Genomic DNA, 20,159 nt, shown 5'->3' with positions numbered 1-20,159 from the left:
TATATACCACCCAAAGCAATAATAGCAGCAAGTACGGTTTTGTAGATAACAACCCGGTGATAGGCAATAATATTTACCGTTTGGCACAAAATAACATCAATGGTAATATCACCTATTCATCGTTAATAACTATCGGGTACAATAATGTAACTTCAAATGGTTACTTTAGCGTTTACCCCAATCCTTCAAAAGATATTATAAATGTGCTGATAAATTCAACCACAGCCACAAGTGCTAATTATACGGCTGATATTTACAACACTTCTGGTATATCGATGGATCATCGTATATTGAACACCTATAGCTGGACAGAAGATATCAGTAGTTATAAAGAGGGGGTTTATATCATTGTGTTAAAAAGTATTAATGGTGATGTATTGGCCAAAGCAAAATTTATAAAAGTTAAATAGTAAGATTATCATGTTTATTAAACCGCGATCAAAAGCCTATCATAAAATTGTAGTAAGTATTTTTATTTTACTATTGATTTTATTGCCAGCTATATTACTGGCACAAGGTCCGGGTGACCCGGGGGGCCCCGGTACACCATGTGATGTTAATAGTGGGATAATTGGAAGTAGCCAAACCTGCCCGCTGGATACCGGGGTATGGATACTGGTTGTTGTTGTTGCAATATTGGGAGCTATAAAATTATATGCTCGTAAAAATGAGCAAAATCAATACAGCTAGTAAATTTAATAATCACAACGGATGTGTAATAACTAGTACTAATAGTTGGACACAAAACACTTTTTATTACAAAATAATGTCTGTTTTTTACAACTAAAAATGATATTATTTGTATGTAAGACTGCCTACGGTTAAGATAATTAAATTAATTATTAATCCGTTAATTTAGTTAAGTTGCTGATTGTAAGGAAATTGTAATTTATTTATTGTCATATTTCGTGTAGGTTAATGTTTTTTACAAACAAAACGGCATCTTATTTGTTACAAATGTTACAAATAGATGCAGCGTATGGAAGATCTTATAATATTTCGAATCTTTTTAACATTCCCCCTGGTAGGGTTGTTTGTTCCTAAGGCCGGTATTATTTTCGCCGGGGCTAAAGGGTATATTTCAGTTTCAGATGTTATTATCGCGATAACATTATTAACGAGTGTCCTGATTTGTTCACTAGGAATAATGTATCATAAGCGTAAGTTGGTTGGAACTATGAAATCAGACAAAACTGTTATAGTTACATAATCAGCCTTTTAATATTTAACCTGCTTTCTGATTTTTAGCAGGATATTCTACTCTCAACTCATTTAACTCAATTTCGTACGCACGCATTCTGGCATGCAAAATATCAACTTCTGTACGCAACATCTGGATCTCGGTAATTAGTTTGGCTGAATCCGGTTTGTTTATCATTTTTTCTCCTGTGCCAAGTATAAGCCATTCAGGAGAGTATTTTAGCTGGAAGCACAGCTTACGAATAAGGTAATAACTCATTTCTTGTTTTCGGTTAATTACCTTGCTTATAAAGCCTTGATCAACCCCAATTGTGTTGGCTAAGCCAAGTTGGCCTCCATGTTCCTTAACAATTACTTTTAAACGTTTTATTACTGCCTCGTCAGTCATACCGGTTGCAATAATAAACAAAGTAGGTATAAAACAAAAATTACTTATTTAAAGATTATATGATGCTGATTAATTGTTTATTTGTTCAAAGTTCAGGTACTTAACTTGATTAACAGTCTGAATCATTTCGCTAAGCTTACTATTGTAAGCTTTTAAACTTAATTCGCCTGAATTATAGTCGCTGGTCAGCCTACTTAGTTGTGAAGTCAGCATTTGTCTTGCGCCTTCATTAATATTAATTCTGCCACTGTGCGCGCCATTGGCTATTAAGGCTATATTACCATATAGTTGTGTGTTTAACTCCTTTAATTTTTGCTCTGTAGCACGCATCAGGAATAAAGGCTCAATATTATGAGTGTCTTTTAAAACCTTTTTTATTTTACGATTTTGTTTTGTATCAAATTTAAGAATCAAAAATAAGGCTGTTGGTGCAAGGATCAGAAGTAATAAAATGCTTTCCATAACTTTTAATTAAAATAAATTTATATAAAAGAGAAAAATTAGGGTAGGGCTGTAATGTACCTTTTCGCTATAATTCTATTTGTATTTATACGATAGCGGATGTATGAGGTTTCGCCTATATTTCTTTTGTAGAAAACTACTTAAATAAAAAAAGCGGCACCGGGCCAGGAATGGTCGGAAGAAATTCCGACCATTTTTTATGTCTTAAAAAAGAGGCCGGGATCTCCACCGCATTGTACGACAATCAAAGCAATAGCCAAGTCTCTAACCTCCATAGCAAAACGCCTTTTGGGTGTTTTATAGCCCTGATTGTTTCCCTTTTTATAGATTAGTATCAGCATGCTGGTTATCAGTGTCATGTATAACATTACTTGTAAGCCGTTCTTGTTAAGAGAAACCAAATGACTCATGTTGAGTTCTTGTTTAAGGAATCGGAAGAAAACCTCAATATCCCAACGTCGGCGGTAGGCCTGAGCAATCTCTTTGGCGGACAGGTGGAATTCATTGGTTAACAGCCAGTATTCTTTTTCTTCTTCCACTTTGCTTTTTACAATAACCAAGCGAAAAGGCTGGTCTACCAATTCCTGCCTGTAGTGTTTGTTTCCACGTTTGTTAGCTATGGGCATGCCTGTATAAAGACGGACTGTGCAATCCCGGAGCAGGATGGATTCTCCCATATCCATGTCCTGATCTTTGACAATCAGCGATTCCAGCAATTCAAACTTCCTGTTCTCCTTTGAACGGCAGATGAAAGTCACTTGCCCCTCACTAAAAGACTTCATCGTCCTGGTGGATTGAAGGCCCCTGTCCAGTATGTAGATGTTCCGATGGCTGGTTTCTTTCTTTACATGCGCCATGACAGCCTCCGGCAATGCAATATCTTCGCTGGCATAACCCGGGTCGGTGAATACCCCTGCATGTCCGGGCAAGATGCCATCAAAGGCAATGCTGTATTTGACTGCTTTCTTCCCGCTTTGGTTATCTATGCCTTCGGTGAGTTTACCTGCGGCTTCACTGATCATTGTACTGTCTACACGGATCAGGTTATATTGCTTTCGTTCTCTTAAAGCATACGATCCGGCAAACTGCTCATAAATGCATTCGTAGATCTGCCTGAAATAGTCCGGATCAACCTTCGATAATCTTTCAGAAATGGAGCTTCTGCGTACTTTTTCATCTTCATCAAGGTTGAAAAGTATCTTGAATTCCGAATCATTGAACGTATCCTCAAGACTTCGCTGGCTTAGTCTGTCATTGTCTAAAATTCCATAGAGCAGTAAATAAAACAGCTTATTACCATGCAGGACCTTTGCATAATAATCGATACGGGTAGTAACAGCCAAATTTGCTATCAGTGCCTCGGGAATGAAGCCTAAGAGCTGTTTCGCGGTAATTTTATGATCTTTAAATATTGCCATATCTCATTGATTTACAGCATTTAATACACCTAAAATCAACGAGAAAAGTAAATTAAATATCTGATAATCAAATAGTTAAATAAAAGTAATCAATGGCGTTAAATAAAAAAGGTCGGAAGAATATTCTTCCGACCACGACTGGCACCGGGCCGCTTTTTTTATTTAAGTAAAATGCTATTTCAGCTTTTTAATAAGGAATACACTTTTTTCTGAAGAACGGAATTTTGTATTTCGCCTTTTTCATAGCTGTTTACCAACGAGGATATTTTTTTGTCTACCAACTCGGGCTCATTATCCTTTATAGTATCCCCGCGGGTATGCTTATACTCTAGCGCGGTAATTGTAAGCAAGTGTTTTAAATTATTTGTATGCAGATTAACAGTAACCCTATCGCGTTCGCGTTTGTAAAACTCCAATATAATTATTGCTGCAATAATTATAACAATTGTATATAATGATGTTAAGTCCATTTATATAAATTTTTAGGTGCGCAATTGGTTGTATACGCTATTGGTTATTATATACTAATAACGTAAATAAATTGTTAACGATTTTAAAAAAAGACAATTATTGTAATTTTTAATAAAAATTATTTACTTACGCTTGAAAAATAGAAAATCTATATTCTAAGCCATTCTTTTTTAACAACTATTAAAAAAGAAATTAGATATTCGAAGCTTAAATGCTCATTTAAGAGCTGATTTTTAATTGGTCAAATAAAAATGGCCATTTTATGTGAATTTTTGATGCGAAAGTTATTAACAACTAAACATTTTTCCTCAAGAAATTCGTGGCATCTAATTAAATTAATTTCTCATAGCAATAGAACCTTAAATTGGGCCTAAAGGATAGGTTTATCTCGCCTGCAAATTCATAACCTAATTTGGGGAAAAGTAGGCGGGTTGCTTTATTATTACTATTGGTATCTATCCTTAAAATTTTAATGCCACGGCTTTGCGCTACAACCTCGGCTTGCTTTAATAAAGCTTCTGCAATACCCTGCCGGCGGTGATTCACGCTAACTGCAAGGCGATGGGTAACAATAGCTGTTTCGGTAACATCCCAGCCAACCGCTGTATATTCTGCATCCTGATCGGTGGTTATAGCCGTTATGCCACCAATCTCGCCATCAACATCTGCAACCCATAGTTGGTTTAATGCAATATCATTCTCAAAAACTTTGCTATTAGGGTAGGTGTTATCCCATTGGAAGTTGCCTGATGCCTGCATAACCGGCACAACAGCTGCTACCAATTGCGTAATGGCAGGAATATCCCCAAGTGTTGCAAGGCGTATGGTCATGATCAGAAATTATTCTTCATCGTCATCAACCCGTTCAATTCCCTCCGCGGCATCAAAGTAGTTTAGTACGGTTTTAAAAATATCCTGGTCCTTACCATCAACCCAACGAAGTGATATAAATACCTGTTTCCCAAAATCAGAATCGAACTTCAGTTCGAAAACCAGCATGGCTGTGCTGCGGCCCGGTCTAAGGCCTATATCCTCAATATCTTTCCAGTCCAGTATAATGTTGCGTATGTAGTCTTTTACACCGTTCTCGTCCAGCTCGAGGGCTACCTCGCCTTTAAATGCAGGAATAAGCCTGGTTACGATCATCAACCCCAACAAAAACAATATAAACAGAACGAATACGCCAAAAATGCTCGCCCCTAATATATCATGCACCAAATAGTTGGTAACTGCTGTTCTTAGCAAGAATGACATCAATATAAGTAACACGGCTAAGCCGGCATATCCTGATTTTTTGCTGTAGGGAATTTGAATGACTTCTGGGGGCATAAGATTGTTTATGTATCAGCTAAATATAGTAATTCTAATTGAAGGGATGTTTCGTCCGTTAATATTAAAATTAGTGGTTGTGTTTCTTATGAATATCCTTCACTAAGCAAAGCTTTTTAATATCATCAATCTTCACTACAAATGGCGCATATTTTAAGCGATTGCCAATCATTTCAGTCGTATTATCCGAGTGAGCGATAACCTCGTCCGGATGATCACCGGCAAGGAGACGTTTGTACATGCGATAATCGCCCCATTCAATATAATAGACCTCGCCTGGTAATATTTTTTTATTGTGGATGATCTTTAACGCTACCCAACAGCCGTTCTCCAGGTAAGGATACATGCTGTGGCCCCAAACAGGTAATGCAAAGTCGCATTCTTCAATGCCCGGGAAATTCATTCTACCCACGCTTTGGGTATCGTTAATGTCGTTATAAACCTCAACGCCTGATGCTGTTGCTATAATTTCGTACATAGGTATGCCGGGTTCGGCTGGTTGTAATACAGTATTCTCTGTGGATTTCTGTGGTGTTAAATAATCTTTATAAATTTCTTTAAAAATTTTAAGTTTTTCAGGGTCGATGTTTTGGCGACTTTTAACAATCTCAGTTATAGAGCTTGTTGAGTTAAATCCCAACGCCTCGGCCAATTGTGTGTTGCCAGAAAATGCCTTTCCTCTAAGCTGGTTATACAAAATAATGAACTCCAAAGTCTCCGGGCGTACTCTTTTTATCTTATTGGGTTTTGATTGATCTTCCATAGCGATTAAAATAAGTTTTCAACAATTCTTTATTTAAACAAAGAAATATCTTTATATTTGTATTATTAAACAATGCTAAATTATACTTAATAAATAAATAATACAAATGATTTATAAAGAAATTAAAGAAAAAATACAAATAAAGTGCTCGTTGCTTTATTATTACGCCACGCACCCCGGATAATAGGTTTAAATAATACCAAACAAGAGAAAGATAAGACGAAGAAAGAATATAATACAACCTGAACCATGTACATAGCCTACTCCGCGCTGCAAACTGCCAGCCAGCATAACGCGCCTATCCAAACCGAATCACAAAATAAAGAATTATTATTGCGCTATCAGGCTTACCAAAGCATCTGCCAAAAATATCATCACGAAATAACTGCCATACAGCAGTATCTACCCGGATGGACACCAGCGTTTAAATAATTTTCGCGTATCAAGTAGCTAGTATCAAGTATCAAGATTTTTTTCTTGGGTGGGTTCTTATGCTATTTACTTGTTATCAGATACTAAAATTCAATCAAATCAACCGCAATAAGTACTAGCTACTTTATACTAAAACTAAACACATGATAAAGATCACACAAAAACTAAAAAACCACTTATGGTGGCTAATTATAACGGTCGACTATGACTACAGCCGCATCTCTATTGCTGACCATGAAATAAATGGCGACACTTTAACCCTTTGGTTAGAGGATAAGCATGACTTTAAAAACTCACTCGATGATTGTTTGCAGGTAGATCTCACCTTAAGACAATTCGCCAAAACAATTGCAGTGGAAAACCTGAACAGTTATGAAGGCACCAAAATGCACCCAACTAAAAAGTTTGTTTATAAAGATCGCATCGAAATAAATAAACCCATCAAGTGGTATCTTGAAGATGCCAGCCCAACCGAACAACAATGGGCACGAGAAGCCATATTAAAAGCGCTGCTTACCCAATTGGTAGAAACAGAGGTATACGATGGTAATCAGGACGATGTCCTTTTTGTTTAATCAAGTATGCCATTTGGCATACTTTGGCGTGTTGGAATTTGTAACTAAAAGAGGAGGGCGGAGGGGCAATTAAACAAAAAAGGCCGAAAGATAACTTCCGGCCCCTTAAAAGTGTTTTTAGTAAAGCTTATGCACCTGTTAAAGCGGCTGCACCACTCACAATTTCTGTAAGCTCTGTGGTGATAGCTGCCTGGCGAGCCCGGTTATATGAAAGTTTAAGGGCTTTCAATAAGTCTCCGGCATTCTCAGTAGCTTTATCCATAGCCGTCATACGTGCGCCATGCTCTGATGCATGTGAATCTAACACGGCTTTGTAAACCTGAATTTTAATATTCTTTGGTATCAGTTGCTCAACAATTTCTTCCTGAGATGGCTCTAAAATATAATCAACCTGTGTCGCGCTGGCATTAGCAGGTTTCTCTGTTTTAGGAACCGGCAATAACTGCTCAGCAACTAAAATCTGCATAGCAGCATTGCGAAACTGGTTATAAACCAACTCAACCCTATCATATTGGCCTTTTAAAAAGCCATCCATAATGCTTTCAGTTATTTTTGAAACATTAAGGAAGTTAAGGTCTAAATAAACATCGTTATTGTTGCCAATAACTTTGTAATTACGCTTTTGGTAAAATTCCTGGGCTTTTTTACCAATTGCAACTATTGATACATTACCGGCACGTAGCTGCTTGCTGTATTTTTCAGCAATAAGGTTATTAGCAGTTTTAATAGCATTCATGTTGAACGCGCCAGCTAAACCACGGTTTGAGTTAACCACAATTACAAGTACTTTGTTAGGCTCGCGTTCCTCCAAAAAAGGAGAACAGCCTTCTTCTAAACTTGCAGATAGGTTTGCCAGTAGTTCATTAAGCTTGGTTGCGTATGGGCGTAACGCTACTATGGCATTAGTGGCACGCTTTAACTTAGCAGCCGAAACCATTTTCATGGCCTTGGTGATCTGCTGCGTTGAGCTTACCGATGCTATCCTGTTTCTTACTTCTTTTAAATTAGCCATTCTTTTTTGAGTATCAAGTATTTAGTATCAAGTATCAGGATCTGACGCTATCTGCTATTTACCTTACTAATTCTTTTAATTATGAAGAAGCTGTATCAAGTAGTTTTTTGTCTTGCTACCTGATACTAGCTACTAAGTACTAATTAATATTTCCCTGCCAGTTCTTTAGCTACTGTTTCCAGTACGCTGGTAACAGAGTCATCAAGTTTACCTGCTTTTAGTGCAGCTAATACTTCTGGGTGACGCTCTTCTAACTGATCAGTATATTCTTTTTCAAATGTACGTATGTCTTTTACAGGCACGCTACGCATTAAATTCTTAGTTCCTAAGTAAATAACGGCAACCTGTTTTTCAACTGTTACAGGTGAAAATTGTCCTTGTTTAAGTATCTCAACGTTACGCGCACCTTTATCAAGTACGTTTTTGGTTGATGCATCAAGGTCAGATCCGAATTTTGAGAATGCCTCAAGCTCGCGGTATTGCGCCTGGTCAAGCTTTAAAGTACCTGCAACTTTCTTCATTGATTTGATCTGCGCGTTACCACCTACACGTGATACCGAAATACCTACGTTAATAGCCGGACGAACACCCGCGTTGAATAGGTTTGATTCCAGGAATATCTGGCCATCGGTGATCGAGATCACGTTGGTTGGGATATAAGCTGATACGTCGCCTGCTTGTGTTTCGATAATTGGCAATGCGGTTAATGAACCACCACCTTTTACAACTTCTTTTAATGATTCAGGTAAATCGTTCATTTCTGCAGCGATCGAATCATTTTGGTTGATTTTAGCGGCACGCTCTAATAAACGGCTGTGCAGGTAAAACACGTCACCAGGATAAGCCTCGCGGCCCGGTGGGCGACGTAATAACAATGATACCTCACGATAAGCAACCGCTTGTTTTGAAAGATCATCATAAACGATCAAAGCAGGGCGTCCGGTATCGCGGAAAAACTCACCGATAGCAGCACCTGCAAACGGCGCGAAGAACTGCATAGCAGCAGGGTCGGCGGCGGTTGCAGCAACCACTACTGTGTAAGCCATAGCGCCATTTTCTTCCAGAGTACGAACGATGTTCGCAACAGTCGAAGCTTTTTGGCCACAAGCTACATATATACAATAAACCGGTTTACCGGCTGCATAAAATTCTTTTTGGTTGATGATGGTATCAATACAAACCGCAGTTTTACCTGTCTGGCGGTCACCAATAACCAACTCACGTTGTCCGCGACCGATAGGGATCATCGCGTCAATCGCTTTAATACCTGTTTGTAAAGGCTCCGTTACCGGCTGACGGTAAATTACACCCGGAGCTTTACGCTCGATAGGCATTTCGTAAGTTTTACCTGTGATTGGTCCTTTACCGTCGATAGGCTCGCCTAATGTGGTAACAACACGGCCAAGCATGCCTTCGCCAACGTTAATTGAAGCGATTTTTTTGGTACGTGATACTGTGTCGCCTTCTTTTATGCTATCCGACTGACCTAGTAATACAACACCTACGTTGTCTTCTTCAAGGTTAAGCACAATGGCTTGCAGGCCATCAGCAAATTCAACTAACTCGCCTGATTGTACTTTAGTTAAGCCGTATACACGGGCAATACCGTCACCCACCTGGAGCACGGTACCTACTTCTTCTAATTCAGATTCTGACTTGAAGCCTGACAATTGCTGGCGCAATATTGCTGATACTTCATCTGGTCTTACCTCTACCATTTTTTAAATTTTATTTAGAGTTTTGATTTTTTACTTAATTAAACTGCAGCCTGCGAAAATTCTTTTTTCAACTTAGTTAAGCTGCTTGATATACTGGTATCAACCTGTATGTCGCCTACTGTTAAAATAAAGCCGCCAATTAATGCGGGGTCTACCTTAGCGGTAAGTTTAACAATTCCTTTGGTTGATGCTTCAATCTCAGCTACAATTGTTTTTTTGTTGGCTTCTGATAATTCAGCAGCCGAAACAACTGTTGCTTTGGTAATGTTATTGATAATATCATACTGGTTGATGAATTCCTGCGCTGCAGGATATAAAACTTCAGCACGGTTTTTATTTACCATCAGTTTAAAAAACGCGATGGTAACCGGGCTTACTTTGCCGCCAAAAATGGCATCAAGTATTTGAACCTTTTTATCATGATAAATGATAGGGTTCACCAAAACCGCGTTAAGCTCCGAATTTGCTTTTATAGTACGTACAAAGAATTCCATGTCAGCATTTACCGCTTCTAAGGATTTTTGTTCTACTGCAAGGTCAATAAGTGATTTGGCGTACCGTATTGCTACCGTTATTTCTGACATATTTTTTGAGTTGAAAGTTGAAGGTTGAAAGTTGAAAGTGAGGAGATGAACCTTAAACTTTTAACTTTCTACTTTTAACTTTTTACAATTTCACTTCTTTTAATAATTCTGTTACCAACGCATCTTGTTTGCTGGCATCTTCGAATTGTTTGCGCAATACTTTTTCGGCAATTTCTAATGAAAGCGAAGCTACCTGGTTTTTAACATCAGCAATAGCTAAAGCTTTTTGCATGTTAATTTCCAATCTTGCTTTTTCAATCATTTTAGCGCCTTCTTCCTGTGCAGCTTCTCTTGCATCACCAACAATCTTATCTTTAAGTTTGCGGGCTTCCTGCAAAATAATGTCACGCTCGGCGCGGGCATCTCTAAGTAAAGATTCATTCTCGCTGGTTAAGCGGGCCATTTCTTCCTTAGCAGCTTCTGCCTTCATTAAAGCGTTCTCAATAGATATTTCACGCTCGTTTATCGCGGCTAATATTGGTTTCCAGGCAAATTTGCCCAGTATGAACAAGAATATCAGGAATGATATGGTGGTCCAGAATACTAAACCTATTTCGGGTGTAACTAACTCCATAATGGATATATACTTATGTTAGATTTTATTTTTTAATAATTTCTTTTCAAAAAACATTTCCGGAGCCAATCGCTCCGGAATGTTTTTTTGATTTTTTTAGCCAATCATGGCAACAACCACCGCAAATAACGCAACACCTTCAACAAGGGCCGCAGCGATGATCATGTTTGTTTGGATTTTAGAAGCAGCTTCTGGCTGGCGGGCAATACCTTCAACGGCTTTACCACCAATTTGACCAATACCGATACCTGCACCGATAACAGCTAAACCTGCACCTAATGTTCCAATTTTACCTGTTACTCCTGCTACTGCTGCAGCTTGAGCCAGGGTTCCGATCATTCCAATCATTTGTTTAAATATTAATATATGTGTATGTAAAAAAATTAAATTTCATGCTGCTCACCGTGATGCTCCTGAACAGCCATCCCGATAAACAAGGCAGTTAACATGGTGAAAATGTATGCCTGTAAAAATGCAACCAGTAACTCAATAGTATCCATAAATACTACGAATACAACCGATGCAGGCGATACAGCCAATGAGTTAAAAATAAATATTAGTGATATTAAGCTTAGTACGATAATGTGTCCCGCGGTAATGTTCGCGAACAAACGTATCATCAATGCGAAGGGCTTTGAAATAATACCGATCAACTCCACAGGAACCATGATGATGTATAACCAAAGTGGGATTTCAGGGGTGAAGATGTGTTTCCAGTAATATTTGTTACCGCTAAAGTTTATTACCAATAACACGATAAACGATAATGATAAAGTTACCGCTATATTACCTGTGAGGTTAAAACCTCCCGGGAAAATTGGTATTAAGCCCAGTAAGTTATTTATCAATATAAAAAAGAATAGGGTAAGCAGTAAGGTCATGTATTTGCTATGCTTAACACCAATGTTGGGGATAGCAACATCGTCACGCACAAATACTACCAGCGGTTCCATAAATGATTGTAAGCCTTTTGGCGCTTTGCCAACACGTTTCTTATATGATGAGGATACGCTTCCGAAAATAATAAATAATATTATCATACCTAACCACATACTCGCAACATTGCGGGTGATCGAGAAATCATATACTTTTTTAGTAGCGTCGACATTACCGGTTTCATCGGCTATTTTAATTTTATCCTTTACCAGAACATAATCATTTTTGCCGTGATAAACTTCGTCTTCATGTAAATTTGAAGAGCTGAATATTTCAATTCCTTTATCTGTATATAGTATTACAGGCAACGGTATTGCGAAGGGTTTAACCAGCGGAAGGCTAACATGCCATGAGTGCGCGTCGCCAATATGTTCGAAAATTGCAACCTTAGGATCGTAGGGTTTATTACCATCCGAAGCAGCCTTTTCCTGCGAAAATGCCATGACCGGAATTGCCCACAATGCTATAAAAAGAGCACAAATACGTGAAAGCTTTAAAATTTTTGAGTTCAGAATCAACCTTTTTTCCATTTAAAATGAACTTTTTTACCTTGAATTTTGGTTGCGCAAGTTACGCAACAAACCGTAAATTTCAAAGACCATATTCAAGAAATATAAATACATGAAATCTACCACGAAAACTATCTTTTCAGGCTTGGTTTCTTTTATGAAAATGAGCACAAAAACCAGGCAGGCTAAAAGCTTAAAAGTGGTAGCTCCTAAAAATGCCTGCGCATACATTTCACTGTTTTTTTGTTGAACGATAAGCACCGCTAAAACGGTGATAAGGGTTAGCGCCGATACAAAAACAAAGATGCCCCAAAAGTCGGGTATTAACCAATATCCGTTATCAACGTATGTTAAAATAATCGGGGGCACTGCCAGCAGGGCGCTAAATATTATAAATTGCAGTAATACTTTATATAATTTCAATTTTTAAGGGATTTAAATACGGTATAAAAAGAAATAAATACGCCAATAAGTGAAAGCATAGCTGTAACCCATTGCGTTTGGTGATTTTCGGCCTTGTCAATACGGTAGCCAATATAAGTAAACGCACCTATAATAGCGATCATTTGGAAGGCAAGCCCGGTGAATTTCAAATAGTTATTAGGCCCGGTGGAATCTTCGGGTTCAATTTTAGGCTCATTTTTTGGCATCTGCAAATTTATTAAACCTATTGCATACTATTTAGTATTTTAGCAAAGCTTTTTATAAACGAATATACTTTGAGGCGAGTTTTTAAACCTTCTTTATCAAAACCAATTAAATTTTTGCTTTTGATCCTGTTTATTATCGGGATATTTTTTGTGGGTTGCTCTACAGAAAAACATACCGGTTTTAACCGTACTATGCAAAACTTAACTGCGCATTATAATATCCTTTTTGATGCCAATTTAATATTGGATCAAAAGCAGGCCGATTATGATCTGACGTTTGTTGACTCCTACAACGAGATACTGAATGTTTACCAGGACACTACTACCGGCCCCAAATCATACACATTGGATAAGAACCTGCAAAGCGCGGTAGATAAAGCCAACAAGATTATCGGTTATAAAGATCAGAGCCATTATATAGGCGATGCGTACCTGGTGTTAGGTAAAGCCAATTTTTTAGGAGGACAATACTTTAATGCCGGCGAATATTTTAACTATGTAACTGAAGAATTCGGTACTGAAAAGAATTTAGTAGAAGAGGCTTATACTTGGAAGGCACGTACCTTAATGTATTTAAACAAGCTGCCGGATGCTAAACTGGTGTTGGATACCGCCTTGCAAAACATCAATCCTAAAAAAAATACTACGGCTGATGTTTATGCCACCAAGTTACAATACGATATTAATATACAGGACTATGTTGATGGCGAGGCCATGGCCAAATTAGCTATCCAATATTGCCGTACTAACAATCAGCGCCTGCGCTGGATGTTTATTTTAGGGCAATTACAGGAATTGAATAACCATACTGCCGACGCTTATGCCAACTATACCAAAATTGCTAAGAGCAATGCTGTGTTTGAGATGTCGTTTAATGCCGATTTAAATCGTATACGTATTGAAGATGCGCAAAATGGTATAAAATTGACCCGGATTCAAAAACTGAGCAGCTTGCTGAAAAACCCTAATAATAAAGAGTTTAAGGATCAGATATATTATCAGATAGCGCAGTTATATTTTTCTGATAAGGACATCACCAATGCCATAAAGAACTACAAGCTGTCAATCAGTTCAAGTATAAAAAATCAGAATCAAAAAGGAATATCATATCTGCGTATTGCTGATATCAATTTCAGTATTAAGGCCGATTATGTAACCGCTAAAAAATACTATGATAGCACCTTAACTACACTATCGCCTAATTACCCTGGTTACCTGATCATCCAAAAGAAAACCAATAACCTGCAACTACTTACCGATCGCCTGAAGATAATATCACGCGAAGACACCTTACAAATGCTGGCAAGTCTTGATGAAAAAACTCGTCGTGGCAAAATTGATACCATGGTTTTGGCTCATACCGCGCAAATGGAGGCTGACGCTAATAATGCACTCGCGGCAATTAAATCAAACGGTAATACAAGTGGGGGTAATTTGTATAATACTCCTGGTGGTAGTAACAGCACATTTTATTTTTACAATTCAAATGCGGTAAGTCAGGGTTATCAGGAATTTCAGCGTTTGTGGGGTAGCCGTAAACTGGAAGATGATTGGCGCAGAAGCAATCGTTCTTCAACAGTTGGGGCAAATACTGCGGTTAGCCCAACCCAGGGTACTTTGGCAACTGCCGGTCCTGCCACAAAATCAGGTGAATCGGTAGCCGCGGCAAATTATCGGCAGCAAATTGTATTAAATTTACCAACAACGCCTGATCTGCTGGTCCAATCAAATCTGCGTATTTATAATGCGCTATTTGATATTGCTAATTTTTACCGTGATATTTTGGATGATAAAAGAGAAGCGATCAATACATATGAAAATATATTAAAACGCTTCCCGAATAACCCCAATAAACCTGCAATTGATTATAGCTTGTACCGCCTCTATTCCGAGCTTAATGATCCTAAGGCAGATGCTTACAAAAATGATCTGTTAAAAAATTACCCCGAAACGGCTTTTGCCAAAGTCATCCTCGACCCTGAATACAGCAAAAAATTAGATGATAAAGAAGCCGAATTTAAAGCGCTTTACAATCAAATCTATGACCTGTACGCCAGCAGAAAATACACTGATGTAATAAGTAGGGTTGATGAGGTAATGAAGCAATATCCAAATAACTCGTTGGCTGCGCAGTTGTATTATCTGCGTGCGGTATCTGCAGCGCATAACGAACCGGTTGCTGCTTTCGTGAATGATTTGCAGCAGATAGTTAAAAACTATCCGAATGACCGGCTGATTACGCCATTAGTTAAGCAGCATATTAACTACATAAATGCCAACCTGGTTGATATGTCGGCCAGGCATAACGCATTATTATACAGTGATACTACAGCGGTACCGTTTGCTCCATTGGTTGAAAATAAAAAGGAAACGCCATACCGCGTTCCGGGCAGGCATTTTGATTTTGATAACCAGGTTGCTGATGTTCGTAAGCCGATAAAAAAGTTGGATACAGCGAAAAAGGTTGATTCTGTAAAAAGAGCTCCGACACAGATGGCTATTCTTACACCAGAGCAAAAACAGCCGTATAATTCCAAACTGTTTTCAAAGCGCGATAGTACCAACTACTATTTTATAATAAATATTAGTAACGATAATACTAACCCGGCATCTTCACGTTTTAGTATAGGTCAGTTTAACCGTACCAATTATGATGGTAGGGGGATAACGCATCAATTGATGCAGGTTGGCGATAATAACCGGTTGATTTATGTAGGCAGATTTTATAGCCTCGAAGAAGTAAAAGCGTATGCAAGGGCGATTGTGCCACTGTTAGGCGAGATTATGAAGATACCAAAGGATAAATACAGTTTTTTTATAGTTACCAAGGAAAATCTGGATAAATTAGCCGACAAAAAAACATTGGATAGTTATTTCGATTACTATCAAAACAATTATTAGTATGCAAAAAAAGGAAGTTAAATTATCACCACAAGAAATAAAAAGATATAACTGGCTGATATGGAAGATTGCCATAGGCTTTGTGGTGCTTTTTGCTTTGTTGATAACAGTTACGGCTTTTGGTTTATTTGGCACGCTACCGCCATTCCGCGATTTAGAAAACCCTAAAAGCAACCAGGCATCTGAGATCATATCGTCCGATAAAAAAGTTTTGGGCACCTATTATGTTCAAAATAGGTCAAGTGTGACTTATAAGGATTTGTCGCCTTACCTGGTGAACGCCTTAGTAGCAACAGAGGATAACCGCTTTTACCAGCACTCAGGTATCGATTTTCAACGCTCATTCAGTATTATATTTTACAATTTAATAGGTAAGCCACAGGGAGGGAGTACAATCACCCAGCAATTGGCTAAAAACTTATATAATGGCGGTGGTAGTCACAATCCATTTGTGCGTATCACCCAAAAATTAAAGGAGCTGATCATTTCTGTTCAATTAGAAAGACATTATACCAAGCAGGAAATTTTAACCATGTACTTAAATACGGTTGATTTTGGTGCTTACAATACCTATGGCATAAAATCGGCCACACGTACTTACTTTAATACAACGCCTGATAAAGTAAGTCCCGATCAGGCTGCTTTATTAGTAGGGATGCTAAATGCACCGGGTTTATATTCACCTATCAGGCATCCGCAGAATGCGATCGGACGCCGTAACCTGGTATTGGAGCGTATGGGTAAGGAAGGCTATTTGACCTCGGGACAGGTGGATGAATTCAAACAGAAACCATTAGACCTTGAGTTTACCCGGATTGATCATAATGAAGGATTAGCTCAGTATTTCAGGGCGGTGCTTAAAAAGGAAATACAAAAGATATTGATTGACAAATCTATCACCAAACCCGATGGTACACCTTACGACCTTGACCGTGACGGCCTGAAAATATATACTACTATAGATGCTACAATGCAGGAATATGCAGAAGAATCGCAACGCGAATACATGCGTGGCCTGCAGGCACAGTTTAATGATCACTGGAAGGGGCACAGCCTTTGGAAGGAGATCAAAAACTATAAGCTTTTGCTTGATCAGGGCATGCGCAGGAGTGATAGGTATAAAGAACTAGTTTCAGAAGGAAAATCAGACGACGAGATCAGGGAAAATTTTAATACACCCGATTCTATAAACCTGTTTACCTGGAGAGGGGATATAGATACGGTAATGAAACCTATAGACTCGATTGTTTATTGCAAGATGCTTCTGCGAAATTCACTAATGAGTATGGATCCTACAACAGGCTACATTAAAGCCTGGGTTGGTGGTATAAACTTTGAGCATTTTAAATACGATCAGGTTAAGGATGGCGCCCGCCAGGTTGGTTCAACAGCCAAACCCTTTACTTACGCCGTTGCTGTTCAACAGAGTTATTCACCTTGTATGGAGTTTAATAATGTGCCGGATACAATTGATTATGATGGTCAAAAGTGGTGTCCGCGTTCAGGAAAAACAGAAACTATACCCGGTATGTTAACGATGAGGGAAGCCCTGGCGCATTCACAAAACTGGATAACCGCTCACATCATGAAGGAGATCACCCCTCCGCCTGTTGTTGAATTGGCTAAAAGAATGGGTATAACTACTGATGTCCCACCTTATCCATCCATTTGCCTGGGTAGTTTTGATGCTTCCGTTTTTGATATGACCGGTGCTTATGGCGTATTTGCCAACCACGGTGTATGGACACAACCAACATTTTTATTACGGATTGAGGATAAAAATGGTAATGTATTATATACAAACCATACACAGATTAAGCAAGCAATGGATGAGCAAACCGCTTATGTAATGACTTATATGCTTAAAGCTGTTGTAACGGATGGCACAGGTGCAAGGATGGGCTTTAAATATCACCTAACTAACCCAATAGCTGGTAAAACAGGTACTCCGAATGATAACTCCGACGGATGGTTCGTTGGGTATACACCACAATTGGTGACTGGTGTTTGGACAGGCTGTGAAGACCGTGATATACACTTCCGTACTGAAAGGCTTGGCGAGGGTGCTAATACCGCATTACCTATATTTGCACTTTATATGCAAAAACTATATGCAAATACATCGCTCGGCTATAAGAAAAATATTGACTTTGATCTACCAAAAGGTGGGCTCAGTATAACGCTGGATTGTGGAGCTTATGACCAGCAGCAAAAAGGGACTAGCCCGGTGGATAAGAAGTTGGAATTTTAGATTGATAATTATTCATAACGTCATTGCGAGGAACGAGCAATCTCTACTTAGATACTTCGCCCTGTATAGTTTAGAGATTGCTTCGCTCCTCGCAATGACGTGCGAAAAGTTGAGTTAGAATAAGTGAATTAATGGCTGAGAAATTCGATTACCGGGCAGCGCTGAAGAATGTGCCTCACAAACCCGGTGTATATCAGTATTGGGATAGCGAGAAGGAACTGATATATATTGGTAAGGCCAAGGATTTACGCAACAGGGTATCCTCATATTTTAATAATCCCAACGTAAATGCTAAAACAAGGGTTTTAGTTTCCAAAATACGCGATATAACTTTTACCATTGTTGATACCGAAATTGATGCCTGGCTGCTGGAGAACAGCCTGATCAAAAAGCATCAGCCACGCTACAACGTAATGCTAAAGGATGATAAAACATATCCCTGGATCATTATTAAAAACGAGAATTATCCCCGTATCTTCTGGACGAGGAGGATTGTGCGGGATGGGTCAAAATACCTGGGCCCATATGCATCTGTAAGCATGATGCATAATATTTTAGGGTTGATAAAGGAAACGTATCCACTACGTACCTGTAACCTTGCGCTTACCCGCCAAAATATTGAGAAAGGTAAGTTTAAAGTTTGTCTGGAATATCAGCTAGGGAACTGCAAGGGGCCATGCCAGGATTATCAAACCGAAAGTGATTATGATCATAACATCGGCGAGATAACCGATATTTTGAATGGTAAGATAGGAGCGGTGTTGCGCGGCTTGCGTGCCGATATGGAAGAGGCAATCAGCTCTATGAATTATGAGTATGCCCATAAGCTGAAAAGAAAATTTGAATTGCTCGAGAATTACCAGAGTAAATCAACCGTAGTAAATTCATCTATTACCGATATTGATGTGTTCAGCATCGCATCCGAAGAGAAATATGCCTTTGTTAACTTTTTAAAGATAATGAACGGCACCATCATCCAAACTCAAACCATCGAACTTAAAAAGCGATTGGATGAGAGTGATGAGGAATTGCTTACGCTGGCTATCTCCGAGTTTAGGACACGCTATAATAGCCATTCTAAAGAGATCATAGTGCCTTTTAGGGTAGATGTTGAAGATAGCTCATCCATTAAGTTTACCGTGCCTAAATTAGGCGAGAAACGCAAGCTGCTTGATCTGTCGCAAAAGAATGTGCAGTTCTTTAAGAAGGAACGCATCGATCAATACGAAAAACTAAATCCGGAGATACGTACTGAACGTTTGTTAACGCAGATGATGAAAGATTTGCGAATGAACCAATTGCCGCGACATATTGAATGTTTTGATAACTCCAACTTCCAGGGTAAATACCCCGTATCGGCAATTGTGGTTTTTAAGGATGGCAGGCCATCAAAAAAAGACTACCGGCATTTTAATGTGAAAACAGTTGTTGGTCCGGATGATTTCGCGACGATGGAAGAAGCTGTACAACGTCGTTACCGCCGCATGCTGGATGAAGGAACTGAATTACCCCAATTGATTATTATTGATGGGGGCAAGGGGCAATTATCATCTGCCATGAAAAGCCTTAAACTGTTAGGCATCGAAAAGCAAGTTACTATTATCGGTATAGCTAAACGCTTAGAAGAATTATATTATCCGGGCGATCAGTATCCTTTATACCTGGACAAGAAATCTGAAACTTTAAAAGTAATACAACAGTTAAGAGATGAGGCCCACCGCTTCGGCATTACTTTCCACCGAAAGAAACGCGATCAGGGTACCTTAGTTACCGAGCTCGACCTGATTGATGGTATAGGTAAAACAACATCAGGTAAGCTGTTGACGTACTTTAAATCAGTTAAAAAAATAAGAGAAGCTAGCGAAGCTGAATTGCTGGAAGTGGTGAACACTAAACAAGCCAAAGCAATTATTAGTTATTTCAGCGCTAAGGTTGTTGAATAGTAAGCGATTCTAATTTGACTAAAACAAAAAAAGGAGCGTAAAA

Annotated in this window: 22 protein-coding genes; 7 read left to right on the top strand and 15 right to left on the bottom strand. The window is 38.7% G+C overall.

What is annotated here, in order from left to right; all coding sequences use genetic code 11:
- Both GSQ74_RS22640 and GSQ74_RS01380 read left to right on the top strand, forming a co-directional pair.
- On the top strand, nucleotides 1-410 hold a 410-nt coding region (locus tag GSQ74_RS22640), incomplete at its 5' end, for a T9SS type A sorting domain-containing protein (RefSeq protein ID WP_216846656.1).
- A 10-nt stretch (nucleotides 411-420) separates the two neighbouring features.
- Nucleotides 421-690, top strand: coding sequence for a hypothetical protein (locus GSQ74_RS01380; RefSeq protein ID WP_158989300.1), 270 nt, complete (start codon nucleotides 421-423; stop codon nucleotides 688-690).
- Nucleotides 691-1,225: 535 nt separating this feature from the next.
- Here GSQ74_RS01380 and GSQ74_RS01375 read toward each other — a convergent pair.
- The 7 genes from GSQ74_RS01375 to GSQ74_RS01345 all read right to left on the bottom strand — a co-directional run bounded on the left by GSQ74_RS01375 (nucleotide 1,226) and on the right by GSQ74_RS01345 (nucleotide 6,031).
- Entirely contained in the window at nucleotides 1,226-1,588 is a 363-nt protein-coding gene (locus GSQ74_RS01375) for a helix-turn-helix transcriptional regulator (RefSeq protein ID WP_158989298.1), read from the bottom strand.
- A gap of 69 nt (nucleotides 1,589-1,657) precedes the next feature.
- Entirely contained in the window at nucleotides 1,658-2,050 is a 393-nt protein-coding gene (locus GSQ74_RS01370; RefSeq protein ID WP_158989296.1) for a hypothetical protein, read from the bottom strand.
- 197 nt (nucleotides 2,051-2,247) lie between these two features.
- Complete coding sequence (locus tag GSQ74_RS01365; RefSeq protein WP_158989294.1) at nucleotides 2,248-3,468, bottom strand: IS4 family transposase; 1,221 nt, start codon at nucleotides 3,466-3,468, stop codon at nucleotides 2,248-2,250.
- 179 nt (nucleotides 3,469-3,647) lie between these two features.
- Nucleotides 3,648-3,938 (bottom strand): hypothetical protein, encoded by a 291-nt coding sequence (locus tag GSQ74_RS01360; RefSeq protein ID WP_158989292.1) that lies wholly within the window; start codon nucleotides 3,936-3,938, stop codon nucleotides 3,648-3,650.
- 331 nt (nucleotides 3,939-4,269) lie between these two features.
- Nucleotides 4,270-4,770 carry a GNAT family N-acetyltransferase gene (locus tag GSQ74_RS01355; protein WP_158989290.1) on the bottom strand — a complete coding sequence of 167 codons (501 nt, stop codon included), beginning with the start codon at nucleotides 4,768-4,770 and terminating at the stop codon, nucleotides 4,270-4,272.
- Nucleotides 4,771-4,779: 9 nt separating this feature from the next.
- Complete coding sequence (locus tag GSQ74_RS01350) at nucleotides 4,780-5,268, bottom strand: hypothetical protein (protein WP_158989288.1); 489 nt, start codon at nucleotides 5,266-5,268, stop codon at nucleotides 4,780-4,782.
- A gap of 70 nt (nucleotides 5,269-5,338) precedes the next feature.
- Entirely contained in the window at nucleotides 5,339-6,031 is a 693-nt protein-coding gene (locus GSQ74_RS01345; RefSeq protein ID WP_158989286.1) for a S24 family peptidase, read from the bottom strand.
- 249 nt (nucleotides 6,032-6,280) lie between these two features.
- Between GSQ74_RS01345 and GSQ74_RS01340 the strand changes: the two genes are divergently transcribed.
- Nucleotides 6,281-6,463, top strand: a complete 183-nt coding sequence (locus GSQ74_RS01340) for a hypothetical protein (protein WP_158989284.1) — start codon at nucleotides 6,281-6,283, stop codon at nucleotides 6,461-6,463.
- 143 nt (nucleotides 6,464-6,606) lie between these two features.
- Nucleotides 6,607-7,038 carry a hypothetical protein gene (locus GSQ74_RS01335; RefSeq protein ID WP_158989282.1) on the top strand — a complete coding sequence of 144 codons (432 nt, stop codon included), beginning with the start codon at nucleotides 6,607-6,609 and terminating at the stop codon, nucleotides 7,036-7,038.
- Nucleotides 7,039-7,165: 127 nt separating this feature from the next.
- Here the strand turns inward: GSQ74_RS01335 and atpG are convergent, their stop codons facing one another.
- The 8 genes from atpG to GSQ74_RS01295 form a co-directional block, all read right to left on the bottom strand.
- A complete protein-coding gene (gene atpG / locus GSQ74_RS01330) occupies nucleotides 7,166-8,050 on the bottom strand; it encodes an ATP synthase F1 subunit gamma (protein WP_158989280.1) in 885 nt (294 codons plus the stop codon).
- Between the two features lie 143 nt (nucleotides 8,051-8,193).
- A complete protein-coding gene (gene atpA, locus GSQ74_RS01325) occupies nucleotides 8,194-9,768 on the bottom strand; it encodes a F0F1 ATP synthase subunit alpha (protein ID WP_158989278.1) in 1,575 nt (524 codons plus the stop codon).
- A 38-nt stretch (nucleotides 9,769-9,806) separates the two neighbouring features.
- Nucleotides 9,807-10,352, bottom strand: a complete 546-nt coding sequence (atpH, locus tag GSQ74_RS01320) for an ATP synthase F1 subunit delta (RefSeq protein WP_158989276.1) — start codon at nucleotides 10,350-10,352, stop codon at nucleotides 9,807-9,809.
- Nucleotides 10,353-10,434: 82 nt separating this feature from the next.
- Nucleotides 10,435-10,926 carry a F0F1 ATP synthase subunit B gene (locus GSQ74_RS01315; RefSeq protein ID WP_158989274.1) on the bottom strand — a complete coding sequence of 164 codons (492 nt, stop codon included), beginning with the start codon at nucleotides 10,924-10,926 and terminating at the stop codon, nucleotides 10,435-10,437.
- Nucleotides 10,927-11,022: 96 nt separating this feature from the next.
- A complete protein-coding gene (gene atpE / locus GSQ74_RS01310; RefSeq protein WP_158989898.1) occupies nucleotides 11,023-11,265 on the bottom strand; it encodes an ATP synthase F0 subunit C in 243 nt (80 codons plus the stop codon).
- Between the two features lie 44 nt (nucleotides 11,266-11,309).
- On the bottom strand, nucleotides 11,310-12,305 hold the full coding sequence (atpB, locus tag GSQ74_RS01305; RefSeq protein WP_254060783.1) for a F0F1 ATP synthase subunit A: 996 nt from the start codon (nucleotides 12,303-12,305) through the stop codon (nucleotides 11,310-11,312).
- Nucleotides 12,306-12,407: 102 nt separating this feature from the next.
- Complete coding sequence (locus GSQ74_RS01300; protein ID WP_158989270.1) at nucleotides 12,408-12,794, bottom strand: hypothetical protein; 387 nt, start codon at nucleotides 12,792-12,794, stop codon at nucleotides 12,408-12,410.
- Complete coding sequence (locus GSQ74_RS01295) at nucleotides 12,791-13,021, bottom strand: AtpZ/AtpI family protein (protein ID WP_158989268.1); 231 nt, start codon at nucleotides 13,019-13,021, stop codon at nucleotides 12,791-12,793. Before GSQ74_RS01295 ends, GSQ74_RS01300 begins: the two co-directional genes overlap by 4 nt.
- A 192-nt stretch (nucleotides 13,022-13,213) precedes the next feature.
- Here GSQ74_RS01295 and GSQ74_RS01290 point away from each other — a divergent pair, with 192 nt between their 5' ends.
- The 3 genes from GSQ74_RS01290 (at nucleotide 13,214) to uvrC (ending at nucleotide 20,116) form a co-directional block, all read left to right on the top strand.
- Entirely contained in the window at nucleotides 13,214-15,922 is a 2,709-nt protein-coding gene (locus GSQ74_RS01290; RefSeq protein ID WP_158989266.1) for a tetratricopeptide repeat protein, read from the top strand.
- Nucleotide 15,923: 1 nt separating this feature from the next.
- Nucleotides 15,924-18,173: a transglycosylase domain-containing protein gene (locus GSQ74_RS01285; RefSeq protein ID WP_158989264.1), complete on the top strand. Its 2,250-nt coding sequence runs from the start codon at nucleotides 15,924-15,926 to the stop codon at nucleotides 18,171-18,173.
- Nucleotides 18,174-18,304: 131 nt separating this feature from the next.
- Nucleotides 18,305-20,116 carry an excinuclease ABC subunit UvrC gene (gene uvrC / locus GSQ74_RS01280; protein WP_158989262.1) on the top strand — a complete coding sequence of 604 codons (1,812 nt, stop codon included), beginning with the start codon at nucleotides 18,305-18,307 and terminating at the stop codon, nucleotides 20,114-20,116.
- Nucleotides 20,117-20,159: the final 43 nt, after the last annotated feature.

The sequence above is a fragment of the Mucilaginibacter sp. L196 genome, from assembly GCF_009765905.1.
GTDB lineage: Bacteria > Bacteroidota > Bacteroidia > Sphingobacteriales > Sphingobacteriaceae > Mucilaginibacter.
This window is presented reverse-complemented; position numbering and strand designations above follow the sequence as displayed.